General features: G+C 32.5%; 29 protein-coding genes and 1 pseudogene. 6 read left to right on the top strand and 24 right to left on the bottom strand.

The genetic code is table 11. From position 1 onward, the window contains the following. Positions 1 to 9 precede the first annotated feature (9 nt). From DI487_RS06885 to DI487_RS06875, 3 genes are read left to right on the top strand one after another with little or no spacing between them, the layout of a single operon-like run. Entirely contained in the window at positions 10 to 636 is a 627-nt protein-coding gene (locus DI487_RS06885) for an NAD(P)H-dependent oxidoreductase (protein WP_109568980.1), read from the top strand. Continuing rightward, entirely contained in the window at positions 626 to 1,411 is a 786-nt protein-coding gene (locus DI487_RS06880) for a type 1 glutamine amidotransferase domain-containing protein (RefSeq protein WP_109570627.1), read from the top strand. Before DI487_RS06885 ends, DI487_RS06880 begins: the two co-directional genes overlap by 11 nt. A gap of 37 nt (positions 1,412 to 1,448) precedes the next feature. Continuing rightward, the gene (locus DI487_RS06875) at positions 1,449 to 2,045 is read left to right on the top strand and encodes a Crp/Fnr family transcriptional regulator (protein WP_245896551.1); all 597 of its coding nucleotides are present in this window, start codon (positions 1,449 to 1,451) and stop codon (positions 2,043 to 2,045) included. Here the strand turns inward: DI487_RS06875 and DI487_RS16595 are convergent. From DI487_RS16595 to DI487_RS06855, 5 genes are all read right to left on the bottom strand, one after another. Beyond that, positions 2,042 to 2,320: an OmpA family protein gene (locus DI487_RS16595; protein WP_317046288.1), complete on the bottom strand. Its 279-nt coding sequence runs from the start codon at positions 2,318 to 2,320 to the stop codon at positions 2,042 to 2,044. The two genes, DI487_RS06875 and DI487_RS16595, sit on opposite strands and share 4 nt — an antisense overlap. A gap of 74 nt (positions 2,321 to 2,394) precedes the next feature. Next, positions 2,395 to 2,862 carry an OmpA family protein gene (locus DI487_RS16590; RefSeq protein ID WP_317046279.1) on the bottom strand — a complete coding sequence of 156 codons (468 nt, stop codon included), beginning with the start codon at positions 2,860 to 2,862 and terminating at the stop codon, positions 2,395 to 2,397. Positions 2,863 to 2,866: 4 nt separating this feature from the next. Continuing rightward, positions 2,867 to 4,492, bottom strand: a complete 1,626-nt coding sequence (locus DI487_RS06865) for a S41 family peptidase (protein WP_109568978.1) — start codon at positions 4,490 to 4,492, stop codon at positions 2,867 to 2,869. Positions 4,493 to 4,552: 60 nt separating this feature from the next. Further along, a complete protein-coding gene (gene rnpA / locus DI487_RS06860) occupies positions 4,553 to 4,927 on the bottom strand; it encodes a ribonuclease P protein component (protein ID WP_109568977.1) in 375 nt (124 codons plus the stop codon). A 68-nt stretch (positions 4,928 to 4,995) separates the two neighbouring features. Next, positions 4,996 to 7,236: a bifunctional alpha,alpha-trehalose-phosphate synthase (UDP-forming)/trehalose-phosphatase gene (locus DI487_RS06855; RefSeq protein ID WP_109568976.1), complete on the bottom strand. Its 2,241-nt coding sequence runs from the start codon at positions 7,234 to 7,236 to the stop codon at positions 4,996 to 4,998. A 79-nt stretch (positions 7,237 to 7,315) separates the two neighbouring features. Between DI487_RS06855 and DI487_RS16695 the strand changes: the two genes are divergently transcribed. Further along, positions 7,316 to 8,131 carry a trehalase-like domain-containing protein gene (locus DI487_RS16695; RefSeq protein WP_394335977.1) on the top strand — a complete coding sequence of 272 codons (816 nt, stop codon included), beginning with the start codon at positions 7,316 to 7,318 and terminating at the stop codon, positions 8,129 to 8,131. Then, positions 8,122 to 9,123, top strand: coding sequence for a glycoside hydrolase family 15 protein (locus tag DI487_RS16690; protein ID WP_394335976.1), 1,002 nt, complete (start codon positions 8,122 to 8,124; stop codon positions 9,121 to 9,123). Before DI487_RS16695 ends, DI487_RS16690 begins: the two co-directional genes overlap by 10 nt. Positions 9,124 to 9,165: 42 nt before the next feature. Here DI487_RS16690 and DI487_RS06845 read toward each other — a convergent pair whose 3' ends face one another. The 4 genes from DI487_RS06845 to DI487_RS06830 are packed head-to-tail and all read right to left on the bottom strand — an operon-like array spanning position 9,166 to position 11,494. Beyond that, complete coding sequence (locus tag DI487_RS06845; RefSeq protein WP_109568975.1) at positions 9,166 to 10,203, bottom strand: patatin-like phospholipase family protein; 1,038 nt, start codon at positions 10,201 to 10,203, stop codon at positions 9,166 to 9,168. Between the two features lie 5 nt (positions 10,204 to 10,208). Then, complete coding sequence (locus tag DI487_RS06840; protein WP_109568974.1) at positions 10,209 to 10,535, bottom strand: hypothetical protein; 327 nt, start codon at positions 10,533 to 10,535, stop codon at positions 10,209 to 10,211. A gap of 6 nt (positions 10,536 to 10,541) precedes the next feature. Then, entirely contained in the window at positions 10,542 to 11,000 is a 459-nt protein-coding gene (locus DI487_RS06835; protein WP_109568973.1) for a hypothetical protein, read from the bottom strand. Positions 11,001 to 11,017: 17 nt separating this feature from the next. After that, complete coding sequence (locus tag DI487_RS06830) at positions 11,018 to 11,494, bottom strand: M15 family metallopeptidase (protein WP_109568972.1); 477 nt, start codon at positions 11,492 to 11,494, stop codon at positions 11,018 to 11,020. A gap of 185 nt (positions 11,495 to 11,679) precedes the next feature. On the opposite strand from DI487_RS06830, the gene DI487_RS06825 reads away from it, so the two are divergent. Further along, entirely contained in the window at positions 11,680 to 12,447 is a 768-nt protein-coding gene (locus DI487_RS06825; protein ID WP_245896550.1) for a DUF5995 family protein, read from the top strand. Positions 12,448 to 12,685: 238 nt separating this feature from the next. On the opposite strand, the gene DI487_RS06820 is transcribed toward DI487_RS06825, so the two are convergent. The 15 genes and pseudogenes from DI487_RS06820 to DI487_RS06760 form a co-directional block, all read right to left on the bottom strand. Then, complete coding sequence (locus tag DI487_RS06820) at positions 12,686 to 12,901, bottom strand: hypothetical protein (protein ID WP_109568971.1); 216 nt, start codon at positions 12,899 to 12,901, stop codon at positions 12,686 to 12,688. 4 nt (positions 12,902 to 12,905) lie between these two features. Beyond that, a pseudogene (locus tag DI487_RS16020) lies at positions 12,906 to 13,067 on the bottom strand (CdiA C-terminal domain-containing protein); the annotation flags it as partial. An 81-nt stretch (positions 13,068 to 13,148) separates the two neighbouring features. Beyond that, positions 13,149 to 13,334: a hypothetical protein gene (locus DI487_RS06815; RefSeq protein WP_109568970.1), complete on the bottom strand. Its 186-nt coding sequence runs from the start codon at positions 13,332 to 13,334 to the stop codon at positions 13,149 to 13,151. A 233-nt stretch (positions 13,335 to 13,567) separates the two neighbouring features. After that, complete coding sequence (locus DI487_RS06810) at positions 13,568 to 13,906, bottom strand: hypothetical protein (RefSeq protein ID WP_109568969.1); 339 nt, start codon at positions 13,904 to 13,906, stop codon at positions 13,568 to 13,570. An 11-nt stretch (positions 13,907 to 13,917) separates the two neighbouring features. Next, the gene (locus DI487_RS06805; protein WP_170108180.1) at positions 13,918 to 14,460 is read right to left on the bottom strand and encodes an EndoU domain-containing protein; all 543 of its coding nucleotides are present in this window, start codon (positions 14,458 to 14,460) and stop codon (positions 13,918 to 13,920) included. 161 nt (positions 14,461 to 14,621) lie between these two features. Continuing rightward, complete coding sequence (locus DI487_RS06800; RefSeq protein ID WP_109568967.1) at positions 14,622 to 15,041, bottom strand: SMI1/KNR4 family protein; 420 nt, start codon at positions 15,039 to 15,041, stop codon at positions 14,622 to 14,624. A gap of 2 nt (positions 15,042 to 15,043) precedes the next feature. Continuing rightward, on the bottom strand, positions 15,044 to 15,637 hold the full coding sequence (locus DI487_RS06795; protein ID WP_109568966.1) for an HNH endonuclease signature motif containing protein: 594 nt from the start codon (positions 15,635 to 15,637) through the stop codon (positions 15,044 to 15,046). 26 nt (positions 15,638 to 15,663) lie between these two features. After that, a complete protein-coding gene (locus DI487_RS16015; RefSeq protein WP_170108179.1) occupies positions 15,664 to 15,813 on the bottom strand; it encodes a hypothetical protein in 150 nt (49 codons plus the stop codon). 369 nt (positions 15,814 to 16,182) lie between these two features. Then, the gene (locus tag DI487_RS06790) at positions 16,183 to 16,431 is read right to left on the bottom strand and encodes a hypothetical protein (RefSeq protein WP_109568965.1); all 249 of its coding nucleotides are present in this window, start codon (positions 16,429 to 16,431) and stop codon (positions 16,183 to 16,185) included. Positions 16,432 to 16,441: 10 nt separating this feature from the next. After that, positions 16,442 to 16,870 (bottom strand): hypothetical protein, encoded by a 429-nt coding sequence (locus DI487_RS06785; RefSeq protein WP_109568964.1) that lies wholly within the window; start codon positions 16,868 to 16,870, stop codon positions 16,442 to 16,444. A gap of 146 nt (positions 16,871 to 17,016) precedes the next feature. Next, on the bottom strand, positions 17,017 to 17,355 hold the full coding sequence (locus tag DI487_RS06780; RefSeq protein ID WP_109568963.1) for a hypothetical protein: 339 nt from the start codon (positions 17,353 to 17,355) through the stop codon (positions 17,017 to 17,019). Between the two features lie 11 nt (positions 17,356 to 17,366). Continuing rightward, entirely contained in the window at positions 17,367 to 17,918 is a 552-nt protein-coding gene (locus DI487_RS06775) for an EndoU domain-containing protein (protein WP_109568962.1), read from the bottom strand. A gap of 186 nt (positions 17,919 to 18,104) precedes the next feature. Next, positions 18,105 to 18,476, bottom strand: a complete 372-nt coding sequence (locus tag DI487_RS06770; RefSeq protein ID WP_109568961.1) for a hypothetical protein — start codon at positions 18,474 to 18,476, stop codon at positions 18,105 to 18,107. A 42-nt stretch (positions 18,477 to 18,518) separates the two neighbouring features. After that, positions 18,519 to 18,746 (bottom strand): hypothetical protein, encoded by a 228-nt coding sequence (locus DI487_RS06765; RefSeq protein WP_109568960.1) that lies wholly within the window; start codon positions 18,744 to 18,746, stop codon positions 18,519 to 18,521. A 3-nt stretch (positions 18,747 to 18,749) separates the two neighbouring features. Continuing rightward, complete coding sequence (locus DI487_RS06760) at positions 18,750 to 19,247, bottom strand: hypothetical protein (RefSeq protein WP_109568959.1); 498 nt, start codon at positions 19,245 to 19,247, stop codon at positions 18,750 to 18,752. Positions 19,248 to 19,359: the final 112 nt, after the last annotated feature.

Raw genomic sequence — 19,359 nt, 5'->3', positions numbered from 1 at the left:
AGAACAGTAATGAAGAAAATATTTGTAATCAACGGCGGACAACATTTTGCCCATTCCGGAGGCAAATTCAATAAAACAATAACGGATGCTGATAAAGCATTCTTTACGCAAGAAAAAGGATTTGAATTAAAAGTAACAGACATTAATGAGCCATATCATCTGCAGGATGAAGTTGAAAAATTTGTATGGGCAGATGTGGTTATTTACCACACTCCTGTTTGGTGGTTCGGACTCCCTTATAAGCTGAAAGAATATATAGATCTTGTGTTTACTGCAGGTCATCGAAAAGGCATTTATTACAGTGACGGAAGAAAAAATGAAAATCCGGAAGTTAATTATGGAACCGGAGGTTCTTTACACGGCAGGAACTATCTTTTAACGACTAGCTGGAATGCACCGGAAACAGCATTTACATTACCCGGAGAATTTTTTGAACAAAAAACGGTAGATGAAGGAGTCATGTTCGGATTTCATAAAATGAATGCTTTTACAGGAATGCAAAGACTTGACAGTTTTCATTTTCATGATCTGGAGAAAAACGGAACCGTAGAACGAATTGAAAATTATGTGAAATTATATCAAAACCATTTAGAGAAAGTTTTAAATAATTATAAAATCAATGAAAATGAGCAATAAATTAGGAGTAGGCATCAGTGTATTATGCTTAATGATAAGCTTTTCGGGATGTAAAGAAGAGTCAAAAAAAGAATCCGTAGAAATTAAAAAAGAAGAAAAAATGAAAGAGAAAATATTGTTTGTGGTAACAAGTCATGACACAAAAGGAGATACCGGAGAAAAGACCGGATATTATTTAGGGGAAGTTTCCCATCCATGGGAAGTATTAACAGAGGTCGGTTATGAAATAGATTTTGTTAGCCCTAAAGGTGGAAACCCTCCGGTTGACGGTTTTGATCTTGAAGACTCTATTAATAAAAAGTTTTGGGAAGACTCGTATTATCACAATAAAATTTCTAATAGTTTAAAACCCTCAGAGGTGAAACCTTCTGAATATAAAGCTATCTTTTTTGCCGGCGGACATGGAGCTATGTGGGATTTGCCTTTAAATGAAGACATTGCAAAGATCACAGCTGAGGTTTATGAGAATAATGGAGTTGTAGCAGCGGTGTGTCACGGACCGGCAGGTTTAGTCAATGTTAAATTGAGCAATGGCAATTATTTAGTTGAAGGTAAAAAGATAAATGGTTTTACCAATGAAGAAGAAAGTATTGTTAAATTAACAGATGTAGTTCCTTTTCTTTTAGAAGATAAATTGACAGAACACGGTGGTATCTTTGAAAAATCAGAACCTTGGCAGGTTCATGTAACTGTAGATCAAAGAGTAGTAACCGGTCAGAACCCACAATCTGCTAAAGATGTGGGAGAAGCTATAAAAGAGCTTTTAAAGAAATAATTAATAGGTTAATTAGTTTCTGAAAGCATATTCCTTTTTGTATTTTTACGAAATGGAATATGCTTCTTTTTTGCGCCAACATATAGAAGAAATAGTAAGGCTCACAGATGATGAATTTGAGATGATCTCAGGGTATTTTGTACCAAGGAAAGTAAGCAGGAAAGAGTACCTCATCAAAGGCGGGCAAATTGTAACTTCTGAGTTTTTGGTCGTTGAAGGACTACTTAAAGCCTTTATGTTTGATGATTCAGGTAAAGAACATATTATTCAATTTGCAATGGAGAATTGGTGGGTATCTGATTATCCGGCATTTTCTAAACAAGAAAGCGGAGAAATATGTGTACAAGCCTTAGAAACCTGCATAGTGCTGGAATTATCGCTTGAACATAAAAAGAAAATGTGTGAAGAAGTACCTAAAATGTATCAGTTTCACGCACAAAAAGCTTTTAGCGGTTATGTAGCTTTGCAAAAGAGAGTTTTATCCATGTTAAAGAACTCTGCCAAAGAAAAATATGAATTGTTATTAAGCCAGTATCCACAGTTGTTTCAACGTGTTTCTAAAACAATGATTGCTCATTATTTAGGTTTGTCGAGAGAAACTTTAAGCCGATTAGTGAAGGAAATAAAAGCTTAGATTTTAGTGATTACAAGCTCTACCCTTCTGTCAAACTGAGCACCTTTTCCCAGTGGTTGAGTGTTGCCATAGCCTTTATAAGTCATCCGGGTCTTAGCTATTTTTTTTAACAACAGATATTTGTAAACAGCTTTAGCTCTGTTAGTAGAAAGTTCTCTTTTTTTAGTACCGCGGTCAATAGCTTCCTTATGATAAGATGGAGTACAGCAAACATGACCCTGTACTTCAAATTTTATGTTTTTATGTCTTAAAAGTAATTTAGCTACACGCTCCAGTTCTTTTTTAGCTTTGTAGTTCAGAACACTACTACCCCGTTCAAACAGAAGTTTATCTAAGTAAATGCGGTCTCCTACAACCGGATCTTTCGGGACAGTGTTGTAAACCCCGGGATCTTTAATTCTTCAACAACAACGGGTTTGTAATTGACAACAACGTCTACTCTTCTGTTTTTAGAACGGATCTCAGGTACATTTTCTTGTAGATCTTCATCAATCAAGATACGTCCTTTACCTTCAATCGTGATGATGATTTTACTTTTGACGCCTTTCTCAATTAATTTGTCTTTTACTGTATTAGCTCTATTGGTGGAAAGTTTATAGTTGTATTCATCTTTACCTCTGTCGTCACAATATCCGAATATTTCAATGGTCTCAACTTTAGCGGTATCTAAACTTTTAACAAAGTTTACGACAGCTTCGGCTTGTTCTTCTTTTAAATTGTATTTATCAAATTCAAAATAAATAGAATGAACTTCTTCTTCTTGCGCCAGTGCCAAGGCGGAAAGAGAGAGAAGCAGAAAGCTATAGATCCATTTCATGTCATTATTTTTTTAGTATTTTGTTGTATTCTGTTACTGAATTAAGAATTTCCTGTGCTTTTTGTATTTCACCGGCGTTTTGAGTAAAATACGTATAAAGACCTTCTTTATAAGCATAACGAATAATCAGTTCTTCCTGAAGTAAACGTTTGATCTCATTTTTATATTTTTCAACTTCGGTTTCCTCGCTTTTTTTAAGAGCTTGTTTCAGTTGTTCGTATTGAGCAGTGATACTGCTTTCAATCTGTTCTTTTTTAGCTTTTTCTAATACATTTTCCAGAGCTATTTCCGTTTCTGTGTCTAACTTGTAGCGATCTTGTTTTATAAAGCTTTTAAAGACATTAAAATCAGCATCGCTTACCGTTGGATATTTTGATGCATCAGGGTTTTTGTAATACAATTGGGTAACAAAGTCAAAAATAGCATCATTTCCGGTTAAGGCGTCTGTTATAGAACTTGTCTTGGTTTCAGCAACGGCTATATCAGGTGAAATTCCTCCACCGTCATACACAGTTCTTCCGGCTTTCGTTTTAAACGCATTAAACTCTTCCTGAGTTTTTTTAATGGCTTTACCGTTGGAATAATCTAAAGCTTGAATACAGCGCCCTGAAGGTGTATAATAACGGGAAATAGTCACTTTTACCTGTGTTCCGTAAGGTAAGTTTAAAGGTCTTTGTACCAATCCTTTTCCAAAACTTCTGCTTCCTATGATTACGGCTCTGTCTAAATCTTGTAAAGCGCCGGATACGATTTCCGATGCTGAGGCACTTTTACCGTTTACGATAATAGCTAATGGAATTTCGAGATCCAAAGGTTCGTTTCGGGTAGCATAAGTGTTGTTATGCTTTGCATTCTTAGATTTTGTAGTTACGATGACCTCTCCTTTGGGTACAAAAAGATTACAGATGTTTACAGCCTCGTGCAATAATCCGCCGGGATTTCCTCTGAGGTCTAATATAATTTTAGTTGCTCCTTGCCCTTTAAGTTCTAATAAAGCTGCTTTCGTTTCTTTGCTTGCGGTCTCCGTGAATTTTGAAAGAACAATATAGCCTGTAGTTTTGTCATTCAGTAAGGTAGAATAAGGCACAGCTTTAAGCTCAACCTCATCTAAAACAATAGTTGTATTTTTTGTTTGTCCTTGTCTCAAAAATTGTAACGCAATAGTAGTGTTTTTAGAACCGCGTAAAAGCTGAGAAGCATCGTCTTTATAATCAGCTAGTCTGACATCTCCGATCTGTACGATCTCGTCTCCTGCTTTTAACCCTGCTTTATCGGCGGGAAATCCCTTGAAAATTTCTTTTAGAAAAACGCGTCCTTCTTTGCGTTGAACCATAGCGCCTATCCCTGTATATTCACCGGTGCTGTTTATTTTGAACTTTAAAACATCCTGTTCGCTGAAAAAAACGGTGTAAGGATCTAATTCTTTTAGCATACTCTTTAAAGCTACGTCCATTAATTCACCCGGATTGGTTTCATCAACATAATTCTGGTTAACGGTTTTAAAGGTATTAGTGAAGATCTCTATCTGTTTGGCAATCTCAAAAAAATCGTTTTTAAAACTTACGGCAACCCATAAAAAAGCAGAAGCCAAGGCAGGAATTACAACTTTTTTAGGCAAATTAATTTTCATATAAAAAAGATTTAATACTACGAATGTAGTTATTATTGAATAAAAAACGAACCAAAAGCATTAAGAATCGGCCTCTGTTTCAATTAACTTCTTAAAAAGAATAACGGTTTTTTCCTGAATTTCGTGAAAATTTAATTTTTCTTTGGTTTGATAGAAGAACATCATAGCATATTTTTTTTCTAAATTTTCGTTTAAAATATGCTTATTCAAACGATAAGCTTCACGAAGTAATCGTTTATAATGATTGCGATCAACTGCTTTTTTGAAATATTTTTTAGAAACAGAGACTCCCATTCGGATCTTTATATCCGATTCAGGGTCTTCAACGTATACTATTCGCAACGGGTATTTTGCTACTGATTTACCTTCACTGAATAGTAAACCGATAGTTGTCTGACTCTTTAATTTCTCGCTTTTCGGATAGTTGAATTTCATGGCGTAAAGGTATAAAAAAAGCGTTCTTTACAGAACGCAGATTTTTGATATTTGTTTTAAAGGAGGAGTTATTTTTCAGTTGTTTCTTCTGTGTTTTCGGTAAAAGAAAGTAATATTTGTCTCACTTTGTCAGTGTCATCAATAAAATAGCGGGCACTTGTGTCTTCATTGCCTACTTTTACAGACACAGCTTCTTTAGGTAATAACCGGAACATAAATTCATCGGTTCGGTCATCGCCTATTGCAAAAACGAAATCGTAGGTTTTGTTTAACAACCGGTTAGCAGCCGCACCTTTATTGACAGTGCCGTTTTTTACTTCTAAGGCTTTATTACCCTTTAAAACAGCAATGTTGTGATTCGATAAAAATCCGGTTAGTACCGTTGAGAGTTCGTTGGCTCTTATTTCGCCTAATACAGGATCCGTTTTACGATAATGCCAAACCAAAGAATAATTCTTTTCCTCCAGAAAAGAACCCGGTGTGCGGTCTACAAAGTTCTCCATAATCGGTCGGATAGAATCCATCCAGTTGTTGTTCAAAGACTGATTAATGATCCAGTCTTTTCCTTTTTTCTTAGTCCAAACACCGTGCTCAGCAATTAAAGTAACCGGCAAATGTCCGAATTGTTGTTCCAGAAAATCTTTATCTCTTCCACTGATAATGACCAGATCATTATTGTTAGTTATAAGCTGATCTAAAATAGTATACAGTTTAGCGTCTGGTAAAGCTAAATGCGGATCCGGATGAAAATTGACTAAGGTTCCGTCGTAATCTAAAAAGAAAATTTTAGATTGAGCAGTCCGGTATTGTGTGAGAACATCTTTCATTTCCGGCTCATTGAGCCATTTGGTTTTCTTTTCTTTTTGTAAGTCTTTAGTTGCTTCTAAAGATTTCATGAATTCCGTAGCCCATTTTTCCACGTCATAACGTTTGATTCTTTTTTGAATGAACTTATTCCGCATGATCTGTTCTTCTTCGGGCATTTCGAATGCTACTTTTAAAGCCTCGGCAATTTGATTGGAATCATTTGGGTTTATGATCAGTGCTTCACTCATTTCCTGAGCAGCTCCTGCCATTTCGCTTAAAATAAGGGTTCCGGTCCTGTCCGTTCGGGAAGCAATATATTCTTTGGCAACTAAGTTCATGCCGTCGCGTATTGGGGTTAAAAGCGCTATTTCACACGAAGTGTACAGGTCTATCAATTGTTCAAAAGGGAGGGAACGGTAAAAATACCAGACCGGAGTCCAACTAACAGTTGAAAATTTACCGTTGATACGTCCGACCAATTCGTCTATTTCTCGTTTTAACCGTTGGTATTGTGGAACGTTTTCCCGTGACGGAACGGCAAGCATTACCAGTCGGGCTTTTTCCTGAAATTGCGGATATTTGGTTAAAAAATATTCAAATGCTTTTAAGCGTTGGGCAATTCCTTTGGTATAGTCCAAACGATCGATGGACAAGATCAGTTTAGCATCATTAGAAACCTGAAGATGCTGTTCTAATCTGACTTTTAACTGACTTTTTTCTTCTTGAGATTTGTTTGTATTGTCAATAGCCGCTTCTTTAAATTTTTGATAATCAATTCCCATAGGAAAAGAATCGATTTTTACTTTTCTCCGACCTACCTGAATCGTGTTGAAATTAACATCATAACGCAGAATACGACTAACGGAACTGATAAAGTGCCTTTCGTAATCGTAATTGTGAAAACCGATGAGGTCAGAGCCCAACATTCCCTTTAAAAGCTCTTCCCGTTTTGGCAGAACCCTGAAAATTTCATAAGAAGGGAAAGGAATATGCAAAAAGAAACCAATGGAAACATTCGGTTTTGCTTCTTTAATGAGTTGAGGTAAAAGTAATAATTGATAGTCGTGAACCCAAACCTGATCGCCGTCTTCTAAGTACTCCAAAACTTTTTCAGCGAACTTTCGGTTGACTTTTTTATACGCTTCCCAGTGTTCATCTTTGTAATGGGTATATTCTGTGAAATAATGAAATAATGGCCATAAAAGATCGTTGCTAAAACCAAAATAAAAATCCTCTACTTCATCTTGTGTCAGGTCTACGGAGATGCATTTCTGTTGTTGGATGGCTTTGTTTATTTTGTTACGGGTACTTTCATCGATATCGTCTGTTGCTATCCCTGACCAACCGATCCATAAACTGTCTGAGTTTTGATGGATTGACTTCATCCCTGTTGCCAGGCCGCCAACGCTCGGTAAAATTTTTATTTCATTTTCTTCTTCATTTTCGGGTAGTGAAACATTTAGTGGTAATCTGTTTGAGACAATAATGGTTTTGTTTTTCATTAAAAAATATTTTAAGATGAAAATTTAATTTCTTAATTTACAAATATTTTTTAAAACAGCCGTAAAATTTACCGAATAAATGAAAAACTTAGATTATGGAATCATAGGGAATTGTATGAGTGCAGCATTAATTTCTAAAGAGGGTTCGATAGACTGGTGTTGCCTGCCTAAATTTGATTCGCCATCTGTATTTGCTAAAATGTTAGATAATGAAAAAGGGGGAAGTTTTTCTTTTATTGTTGATGAAACGTATACCATTTCACAAGAATATTTAGCCAAGACCAATATTTTGGTTACCAGATTTGAAAGTCCGGATGCCGCATTTGAAGTCCGGGATTTTATGCCGCGTTATTATGATAATGTAGGGAAACTTCATGCGCCGGTCGTGATCATTCGTTATCTGGTTCCGTTAAAAGGCAAGCCAAAGTTTAAAGTCAATTATGACCCAAAAGTGGTTTATGCTAAAGAAGAAACGATAAGTCGAGTTAAAGATGGTTATATTAAAAGCCATACGGTGAAAGGAACCTACGATTCCGTGTATTTATATTCTAATGTGGATTATGAGGCTGTTTTAAGCCAGGAAGAAATAACACTCACAGAAGAATCCTTTTTCTTGTTGAGTTATTATGAAAAGATCTTACCTCAACATATTAATCGTTGTATTTTACATTATCAAAGGACGTATGCGTATTGGTTAGACTGGTCTGAACGGACGACTTCCTATAAATATTACAATAAAGAAATTTTAAGAAGTGCACTGGTTTTAAAAGTCTTAACGTATCAAAAATCAGGTGCTGTATTGGCGGCTGTGACAACTTCTCTTCCGGAGACGATAGGGAGGTGCGAAATTGGGATTATCGTTTTTGCTGGATACGGGATGCTTCTATGGTATTAAGTGTTCTGATAGAATTAGGGCATGCTTCATCTGCCCAGCATTTTTTAAATTTCCTGATTGATATTATTCCGGAAAAAGGGAACAAGATGCAAATCATGTATGGAATAAACGGTGAACAAAAGTTGGAAGAATATTTCTTAGATCATCTCGCCGGATATGAAAATTCCAAACCGGTTAGGGTAGGGAATGCTGCTTATGTTCAAAAACAAAACGATATTTTCGGAATTTTAATGGAAGTGATCTATCAGCAATTCTTCCGTTTTGAAACTACTTTAGAGAACAGTGAAGAACTTTGGACGGTTGTAACCGGCATTGTTTATGTCGTTGAAGAGAATTGGATGAAAGCCGATAAAGGCATTTGGGAATTACGAACAGAAGACCGACATTTTACTTTTTCAAAGCTTTTGTGTTGGGTAGCAGTAGACCGGGCTATTAAGATTGCAGAATTGATCCATAAAACAGCTCCTTTAGAAGAATGGAAGCAATTAAGAGCCGATATTTATGACGATATTTATCACAATGCCTGGAACGATGAGATAAAGGCTTACACGCAATCGTATGGTTCTTCTGATTTAGATGCTTCAACACTTTTGATGCAGAATTATGGTTTTGTAAGAGCAGATGATTCTCGTTATATCAACACAGTTAAAGCTATTGAAAAAGATTTGTGTGAGGACGGCTTAATGTATCGTTATAAAAATAAAGACGATTTCGGGTTGCCTAGTTCTTCCTTTACGATCTGCAGTTTCTGGTTTATTGACAGTTTGTTTAAGATAGGAGAGAAGAAGAAGGCGATTCAGTACTTTGGTCAGTTGTTGTCTTACAGCAATCATCTAGGTTTGTTCAGTGAAGATATTGACTTTAAAACCAAACGTTTATTGGGGAATTTCCCGCAAGCCTATTCTCATTTGGCATTGATTCAGACGGCAATTAATTTTGCCGGTGGCATTACAGAGGAAGATGAATTGAAAGAAGTAATAAAGACGGATTAATATTTTTGAAATAAGGAAAGGCTGCATAAATGCAGCCTTTCCTTATTTATTCTTCACCAATTTTTTAGCAATTTCATCCAGAGTGTTTCTGTTTTGATCCACGTAATATAATCCGGCCTGTATCAGTTCAAAGATGTTTTTTTGTGAGGTGTCATCCATATCTGAAGAGGCGTTTTTAAGTTGTGGCATTAACCGATAGTAATTTTTTCGATTTCGAGGGCCCAACGTGCCATATATTTTGGTTAATAAATAATTTACGGTCTCTGCATTGGATGATAGTAATATATCGATCAAAGGCGAAATCCATTTTATTTTTCCGGCATTTTCAAATTTTTCAAATGTATAGGATTTGAAAACTTCTCCGGTTCCTATAGAAACCAATATAATGTCATTAATATCCGGATAGTCCGGTTTTAAACTGTCGTGTAGCACTTCTGAAAAAGGGATTTTTCGGGCTTCTGCATAAGCGCTTAACGCCGGATTATTAGCAAAAACACCTCCGTCGATCAGTACAAACTCTTGTCCGTATAAAGATTTTATTTTTGCCGGTTCAAAGTAGGTGGGAGCGGCGCTGGTTGCTCTACAAACATCTTTCACAAAGAAATTTTCCAAAGAAGAATGTGCTTCATGACTGCAAAATAATTTAGCTTTTCGCTGATTGATGTCGTAAGACGTAATCAAACAAGGCTTGGTCAGGTCTTTTAATTCTAAATATTTAAAAACATCTTCCAGTTGTTTTTCCAGGTTTTTCTGAGAGATCTTTTCATTAAATAGGCCAAAAGGATTGATGATTCCTTCCCAGAAAGAAACATTAAAAATAGAGTTTCCTTTTTTGGCATAAAGATCCAAAGCTTCTTCAACGGAAAACTTAGCGTTATTGGTGTTGTCAGGAAATAATAAAATGGCGGTTAATAGACCTCCTGTGCTGGTTCCGGCAATCAAATCAAAATAATCACCGATTTTTGCATTCGGATTATCTATTTTTTGTAATTGTTCTTCAATATAACGCAAAATAACACAGGTTATGATACCCCGGATGCCGCCGCCATCTAAACTGAGAATTCTGATTTTTTTTGCCATAGTATTTATTTTAAAGTTGTAGAAATTAGTACCGTTAAAGTGGTTTCCAAAATACGTTTTTTAATGTTGTTCAATCGTATTCTTGAGAGACCGGCAGCCTGTAAAGCCTTTAACGTTAAAATGGATTGTTGGCTTTTAAGCAACCATTTTAATTCAGATGCAGTCAAAACGGCATCAGCAACATAGGTTGTCCAGCGAATCAATTTTGCTTCGGATTTTTGTATGAAATCATCGATATCTTTTTGGATCTCGGGTTTTAAATGCTTGTATTCTTCTCCTAAAGTTTCTACCAAAGCTTTTTTTAACTCTTCAATACTATTGTTCTTTTCCATAGGGTTTTAATTTTGTGATATAACGTTTAATAGGTTGCGTTGAGATGTTTTGTCTTTTTTAATCTCGTATTCAATCAACAGGTCAAAAGCTTCAATGATTTGTTCTGAAGCTTCTTTTATGAAAAAAGGGGAGAGTGATCGTTCCTTTTCCCATTTCCTAAAATAAGCCGTTAGAAGATTTTTTTCTTCATCCGTTAGAATGTTCCACATTTCATACGTTATTTCGTTTTTAGGTTTGTTTTTTTCATATTCTTTAAGCTTAGCGACTTCCATGAGAAACAGTTCGACTTCCTTTTTATGGGTTTCATACGATGAAGAAGCTTTTGACATTAGGCTTTCTGCTTCAATTTTAAGTGCTGTTGTTTTTTGATAGGAATATTGGTCATAAACAGCAGTTTGCAAGGACTGACAAGAAGTAAATAAGATAATCACTGTAAGTCCGATCCATTTTTTTAGTGTTTTCATTTTCTGATTTTTTATTATTAAATTATGATATAACCGTTCTGGTCTTTTTCCTTTTTTGATAATGTTTTCCAATTGTTGTAACCTCGTTTTTCAAAATGAGGTAAATCCTTAAAATTCTTCCAGTTTCCGCCCCATTCCCAACCATATTTAGCAAAGATCTTTACACATTCATACCAATCGGAAACCTGATCGTTATCCCAGTCTTTAGCAGTGTCCCAAGAAGCTGTTTTACCGTTAATGATTAGGCAAATATCAACGGCAAATCCGTAATTATGAATGGATTGTCCGCCTTTAGCATGGGTTACTTTTTTACCGGCTTTAGTTCTTCCTTGTGCATATAATTTGTTTTGCTCTTCAACGGATCGCAGGCCTTGCGTAATGCGTATTTTTGCTTTTCCGGTTAAAGAACGATTGCATTCGTTAATGATGGTTGTTATTTCATCGCGTACCATTGGATGCAAAAGATTGATCCTTTTTTGAGTAAACTTGTCCATGTCTTATATTTGATAATATTAGAATACAAAAATACAAGAAAAAAATCTAATATACAAATATTATAAAGAAAAAAATCTAATTAAAAAGAAAATAATCTACCCAATATATTTTAATTTGTAAAAATTTATTTATAGTATTATTCGTTTTTAAAAATTTTCTTATTACATTAGTTTAAACTTTTGTTATGTCAATGATGCCACAAGCTCAATCTATTGATGAAGTTATTGCTATTTTAAATACCATAATAGATGAATCTGTCCAACAGAGTTCACCGTTAGGCTATTTTGCCGTTTTGTATTGTAAGGTTACAGAAAAAGTAAAAGAAGGTATTGCTAACGGAATGTTTCAAAACGGTCCCAGAATGGAGCGCTTAGATATTATTTTTGCTAATCGGTATATCAAGGCTTATTATGAGTACAGGAATGGAATACAAGCATCGTCTTGTTGGGAAGTTGCTTTTGAATATGCTGAGGATTACTGGGGTATTGTTTTACAGCATTTGTTGTTAGGAATGAATGCTCATATTAACCTCGATTTGGGAATAGCTGCGGCTGAAGTGGCTCCAAAGGATGCTATCAATGACCTGCATGATGACTTTAATACCATTAACGAGATTTTGTCAGGTTTAGTCGGAAATGTTGAAAAGGCCTTATCTGATGTGTGGCCGGTATTGAAATGGATTTTGAAGAAAACCAAACATATCGATACTTTTTTAATAGACTTTAGTATGCAGGAGGCTAGGGAAGGAGCTTGGAAATTCGCTGTTGAATTGGCTCCGTTAAATGCAAACCAATCGGAGGAATGCATTGAAAAGAGAGATTATTCCATAACAAAGGTTGCAGATCTGGTAGTAAAACCGGGAAAAATTGCTTCGTTTTTATTTAAAATCATGCGTTTATTTGAAATAGGATCAGTTGATGCTAAAATAGAAAAGTTGAGGAAGGTGATTTGATTAAGATGAAATTATATTTTTACAATTACAGTTTTTTTTAATAATTTAATTACCAGAATATTTATCCCGATAATCTTTTTTGTTTGTGACTTATTAAGCTATGTTTGAAATCAGCGATTTTATTTTAATAAAGTACTCAAAAACTCTAAAATTTCATCTAAAAACGGTTTAATGTTTTTCGCTTTTTCCCGTATTCTGGCAAATATAGCAATGCCAGTATCTGTTGAAAACGCACTATTTAAAAAGCTATAAAAAAAAACCAATTTTTAGTTTGGGGTTTCAATGACTTGCCAAATTCGTATTCTAACTCTTTACCTTCAAAGTTACTATTAAAATAACCATCAGTTGATAAATATAATTCTGAAATTAAAAAATATTTAATATCTTTTTTTTCTATTAATTCTATTTTTTCTTCTAGTTTTCTTTTAAATTTTAATTTATACGTTAATGACATACTTTTATTGTTTTAATATTATATAATCTATTTTTCCTTCTTTTGTAATGTACATTACTTCTTCTAAACCTTCAATAGCCCAGTCCATGAACTGCTGTTGCAATTTTGAAACATCTCCCTCCCAATTTTTAAGGTTTATTACAACTCTTTTGGATTGATCTTTTAAAACTTTATCTTGAACTTCTGATCAAATACCTCTTACAGGTTTATTTTTATTAAAGGAAGCATAACAATCGAAAACTCTGTCCTAAATAAGGTAGTCAGGTTCTCTTGTCGAATCTTTAATTATGGGATTTTGTTCAATATCAAACCCACTTTTAGCTAAAATTTTAGCAGTTTCATTTTTTAGTTCTAGTGATATTTTTGTTTCAATATCCGCTTTTTTAGAAATTCTATTTATAAATCCTTTTGGTTTAGCATGTACACTTGGCACTTTACTTGGTTTTGTTCTTTTTTTAAATTTTCTACAACCTCATCCAAATACTTCTCTAAATCTTTCCCCTTTTTCAGGTATTCATTAATGGTTTCTGCGAGTTGTTGTTTTGTACCCCTAAAAATTTCTTCTCCTTTATACGTCAGAATGTAAAGATCATCTTTTAGTTGTCCGAATTGTAAAAAAATTTATGATGTAATAAAAAAACCGTTCATTCATGAACGGTTTAAGGTTTAATGGTTTTCTTCAATAAATTTTTTAAAGTCTTGCATAAAAGCATAGAATTCTTGATGTGATAGTTCTAAAGGTTCAACGTCTTGTTTAGCTCTCATTGCCATTTTGTCTATGAGCAAAACACCATTTTTGTTGGCAAAAACAGTTATATCTTCATTGCCCCACACATATGGGTCTTTATCTGCTGCTAATGTTTTGTTTTTTTCTACCCCATCTATGATTTCTTGTGCTTTTTGTGGTGTCCAACCATAATAGGTAAAACTTTCTAATGTTTTGTATTTTTCGTTTTCTGAAAATACATAAAACCAGTCATCTTTTTTGTCAAATTTGTATTTCATTTTACTTTTTTTTAAAGTTTAGGATATGCATTCATTATATTTCCATTAATGTCTATTTCTATCAATATTTTGAATCCATTTGTGCATTCTCCTTCTATCTTTCCAAAATTAGAGTTTGTTGCCATTCTCTTTGTTAAACTTGCGTCTTTTTGAGCATTCTCATAAACAAAAGCAACTTCTTCCATAATTCGTTCTTTACTCCAGTTTCTTGGAAACATAGAAGAAATTTCATTTTTAGGGAAAAGTTTTCCTTTTAATGATTTTACACCAATTCTTGCTCTAAAAGGGATATCTGGTGGTATATCTTTAACCTTAGAAATACCAGATGGATAAATAATATCCCGAACAATTAAAGATTCGTTTAACCAATGCCCACCTTGACCTTGTAATCCTCTATATAGCCATTCTTTAGAATTAATCCATATATCTGATAATTTAGGCTTTATTATTTCTACATCTCCACTTAAATGATTAATAAAATTTTCATCAAATTTAGAACTATATTTTAAAAACGAGTTTTTTCTTTTGTTTATGATTTCAACTAACTCATCCAAATGCTTTTCTAATCCTATTTCATCTCCTTTTTTAAAGTATTCTTCAAGAGCCTTTTTTTATGCCTCTAAAATGTTCTATTCCAGTTTAAAAAATGTTTTTATAAAAAAAGTACAGCAAATAAAACTGTACTTTTAAAACTACCATACAAATATATTCATTTTTAATAATCACAATCCTCAGTTAATCCATTCATAAATTCTTCAAATGAATTTGCTAAAAATTCAGGTTCAACTTCTCCCATATCCATTGGGCAATAATATATTTTACCATAATTAATACCATCATTAAGATTGAAGCAAAAAGGATTTCCTCCTCCATCATAAGCAAAATTCAGAAATTTGTTTGGTAATAGGTCTTTTATCCTATCATATGTCTTTTCCAATGGAGATTTTCCATATTTAATAGGATAAAAGTGTGCAATTACTTTCCCTTTAAAACAGTCTTTTTCGTCTGGGCATCCACCATTAAACCTTAGTATATGCTCTTTATATTTTTCAGGAAGGGTTATTCCAATTTCAAATTCTAAATTTGAAACATCTAAAGTTGTTACTACTTGTTCAGTCAGTATAAAATTGTTCATAATTATAAATATTTTTTTAAAGGTATTGATTTCTGTGCCTGTCCCGCAGAACCAAAATGTCCATAAGTGGCTTCATGTGCTTCACGTAAAACCAATTGCATTGTACATTCCAATTCAGAGTTTAAATCGTCTAAATGATGCCAAGTATAATCTTTTAAAATTACTTTCATTGTTTTTTTATCAGTTATACCCATTACTTTAAAAGATTCTATAAAATCAAGATTTCGTTCACTTTTTATCTGAATCTTTACTATACTTTTATCATTATAGAGATACTTAGGTGCTGTAGAGAAATCTGGTGAAGCACCTACTTTACTTTTAGGAACTTCATATCCTTTTAATCTAGCATTTCTAGGATTATACTTTTTACCATTACTGTTTAGTTTTAAATTTACTTCATCAATAATTTTTTTTCTCTCTTTTGAAGTTTTTTTCGCAAAATTTATAAAACTTTCATAATCTTCCTTCGCTAACCTAAACAACGTATTTCCAGCCTCATCTAATAAATCTATGTTTGATTTTAAAGTTTTTTTAGTGAATCTTCCCTTAATAATTCTATTAAAGATATGATTTTCAATATCAACTAATTCATCCAAATACTTCTCTAAACCTTCTCCTTTTTTCAGGTAATCATTAATGGTTTCTGTGAGTTGCTTTTTTGTACTCCTAAAACTTCTTCTCCTTTATACGCCAGAATGTAAAGATCGTCTTCTAGTTGTCCGAACCGTAAACCTACTTTTGTCAGATCATTTACCCAGTTTTTTTGCAACACCTTTAATGATAGTCTGATAATAGCCGTTATGGGTTCTAATACTGAACCATTTCTAATTTTTGCAAAAAAAAGCTAACTTAACAAGTTAGCTTTTTAATTTTTTGAAAATTATAGATTGTTGAATCAATATAGTCTAATAATTCATCATATTTAAAATTGTCATCATCTAATTGTTTTATTTTGTTAATGATACCTTCAGGTAACAATTTCTCCGTTTTGAATCGTCATCGCTTAAAAATTACTATTACTGCATTTTTAAAGTTTTCTAAAACTTCTTTAGCATCAGAAATACCTCTTACATGGATTATTTCATGTCCATTTGGAGGCTTTTACCTTCGGTGTTATATTGTTTTAGGTCATGATTTTCTATTAGAAATCTTCATCTGATAATTTTTCAAAATGATTTAAAAAATTTTGCTGGTATTCATCTAAACTATTAAAGGAAGTTTCGCTAATTATTAGAATTTCTTTAGCTTCAATTAGAGTCAATTCTGGGAAAACTTCTCTTAATTTTACTATTGAATCTATTGAATTAGATTCTTTTTTTAATTCGTTTAAAATATCAAAAACATTTTTATTTCCTATTTTAATTTTTAAATATTTTTCTTTGGCATCCATAATAATTATTTTACATTAAATTTTTTAACAAATATTTCCATTTTTCCCCCAAACTTTTAGGTACATCAATTATTTTCTTTTCAAACCCCATTTTAGTTACCATTTTTAATACATCTGGATTAATGATAGATGACCCTCCTAATTCAAGTGTACTTATTTTAAATAAACTAGCTATCTTGCTTGATTTCTCTCTATACTCTAAAAATGATTTTAAAGCCTTACCAGTTTTGTCATTTATATAAAAAATATAACTTTGTACTTCATAAGGGGTTTTCGTTAAAAAACCAGAAACATAACCTCCCGTATTAGATAAAAATTCAAATGTTACAGTTTCTCCTTTTAAAAATAAAGATATAGATTTTTCTTGTACACCAATCTTTTTTAGGAAATCAAACTCTATTAAATCATCAATATACTTCTTTGCCTCTTTATCACTCATTTTTTTGAGTTTTTCGGCTAATTCATCAACTTCTTTTTTAATACCTCTAAAAATTTCGTTACCGTTTTTATAAAGACAAAATTGTCATTGTTTTAGATAATAATGAAACATTAAAAATAAGGCTACCATTTCCGGTAGCCTTATTTTTATTTATTTAAAAAAGTTTTCCACTCATAAAGAATTTCAATTAATTCTTTCAAAGGTATTTCAATACTAGGCAAATTACTATCCTCATCTGCAATAAAATATGCAGTTTTTTTATTACACTCAAACTGTCCTGATCCTTCACCAAAATCCCAAGCAACCTGAGGATGCTCTAAAATTTCTTCAAATGTTTTTTTACCTTCTAATACTTGTTCTAATTGAAAGATTACTTCATTAATAGTATATTTTGTGTCATCAACGAAGTAAGATAATAAAACATATTTGTCATCAAAAGGCTTGGTCAAACCTACGTTTTTATAAAATTCTAAATATTTATTCATATTGTTAATTATTAAAATTCATCAAAGTTTAAATATGCATTTTCTATGATGCCTTTTTGTTCTGAAAAAAATTCTACTTGATAACCTTCTTTGGTTTTTCCTACATATTTTCTATTGTTGTGAAAAATTATATTCTCACTGGCTTCTTTGGTAAGTTGTTTTATTTTTTCTAAACTCCAATTTTTAGGCCAAAGTGTGGATTCTTTCTTTTTGAAAAAACCATTAAGCTCTTTAATGAAGAATTGTATTTCAACTTTTTCAACTACTTCTCCTGTATGTAAAATATGAGTTTCGATTGTTTTTATTTTTTTAATTAATTTACCGTCAATGTATTTATGCATATGTACACCACCAGCTTTTTCTACTTTCACTTGCCAGGGAGGTAAAATTTCATTTGCATTTTTTCCTCCTTTACCTGTTGCATACGTGTAAATTTCTTTACTTTTTCCTGTTTGTGCATTTTTTATGTTAATTTTTATATTTCCATATAAAAGATGATCTTCGAATATAGATGTAAAATTCTTAAATTTGAATGATTCTTTCAGTTTTATTACTTCATCCAAATGTTTTTCTAAATCTGTTCCTTTTTTCAGATATTCATTAATGGTTTCTGTGAGTTGCTTTTTTGTACCCCTAAAAACTTCTTCTCCTTTATACGCCAGAATGTAAAGATCGTCTTCTAGTTGTCCGAATTGTAAAAAGATTTATGATGTTATAAAAAAACCGTTCATTACTGAACGGTTTAAGGTTTAATAGTTTTCTTGAACAAATTTTTTGAAGTCTTGGAGGAATTCAATAAACTTGTCAAAAGCCCAAATAAAGTCTTCTTCTTCTTTTTCTCGATTGGTTAAATCAAAGAAGGCAACTCCATCTGTTTTGGTTACGATTATTCCTAAATGTCCTCCTTCTACTTGATATTCTAACTCTTCTGTCCCTTCTAGAGCAATAGATTCATCTATTAATTCTTGTATTTTCTGTGGTGTCCAAAGGCGTGACCCAAAATGATATAGTGGCTTTTCATTTTTATTTAAAGAGTCATAATCTATGCTATATTCAAATTCTTTATTTTTATCTGAAATATTAGATGAATTAATATCATATTTTTTAAATTTATATTCCATAAATGTAGAGTTTGTTTTTACTGATTCATTTCATATAATTAATTATTGGATTGTAAAGGTTAAGTTTAAATTTTCTTTTATGAAGTTCAGGGAGTCTAATACTTCATCGTGAAAATTTATTTTAATGATTCCTTTTTCATTATAGGTTTCCATAAATTTTTCAATATCCTCTAAAGATTTTATTTCACTTCCTTCTGAGTAAAGTGTTTTCAAAATGATAAGAATGTTTTTGTCTCTGTTTTCTACTTTTTTTATTTCAATTGTTTTCATATGTCATTTTTTAATCCATTCAATAATTATTGCTTTAGTATTTTCATCAATAATAATTTCTTTTTCATTTGGTATAAATTTGTTATTAAGGGCTTTATTTAATGCTTTCCCTGCAGGAGTGGCAAAAGCCGCTTTAGTTTTATCTCGAGTAGTATTATAAACTTTCATGAATTCTATGTAATTTGTGTTTAAAGACCCTCTACCACTATATAACCCTCTAACCTTATCAAACCCTATTTGATCTAGAAATTTATACATGGCGGTTGAAATGTCGTGTTTTTGTAAAGTAACTTCAAATACATTTTCAAGAATACCATTATTAATACTAGAATATCCTTGAATTATTTTTTTTTCATATGGATCTATTACATACATAGAAATATCTATAACTCCATCTAAGGATTTGCGGATTTTGTGAGAAAATTTATAACTTAGATTATTAATTAAATCATCAAGCTCTTTGCTTTTTTTAGTTGGAGTAGTATTATATAACTCATCCAAATACTTCTCTAAACCTTTTCCTTTTTTCTGGTATTCATTAATAGTTTCTGTGAGTTGCTTTTTTGTACCTCTAAAAACTTCTTATCCTTTATACGTCAGAGTGTAAAGATCA

The sequence above is a fragment of the Flavobacterium sediminis genome (genome assembly GCF_003148385.1).
In the GTDB taxonomy this organism is placed as follows: Bacteria; Bacteroidota; Bacteroidia; order Flavobacteriales; family Flavobacteriaceae; genus Flavobacterium; species Flavobacterium sediminis.
This window is presented reverse-complemented; position numbering and strand designations above follow the sequence as displayed.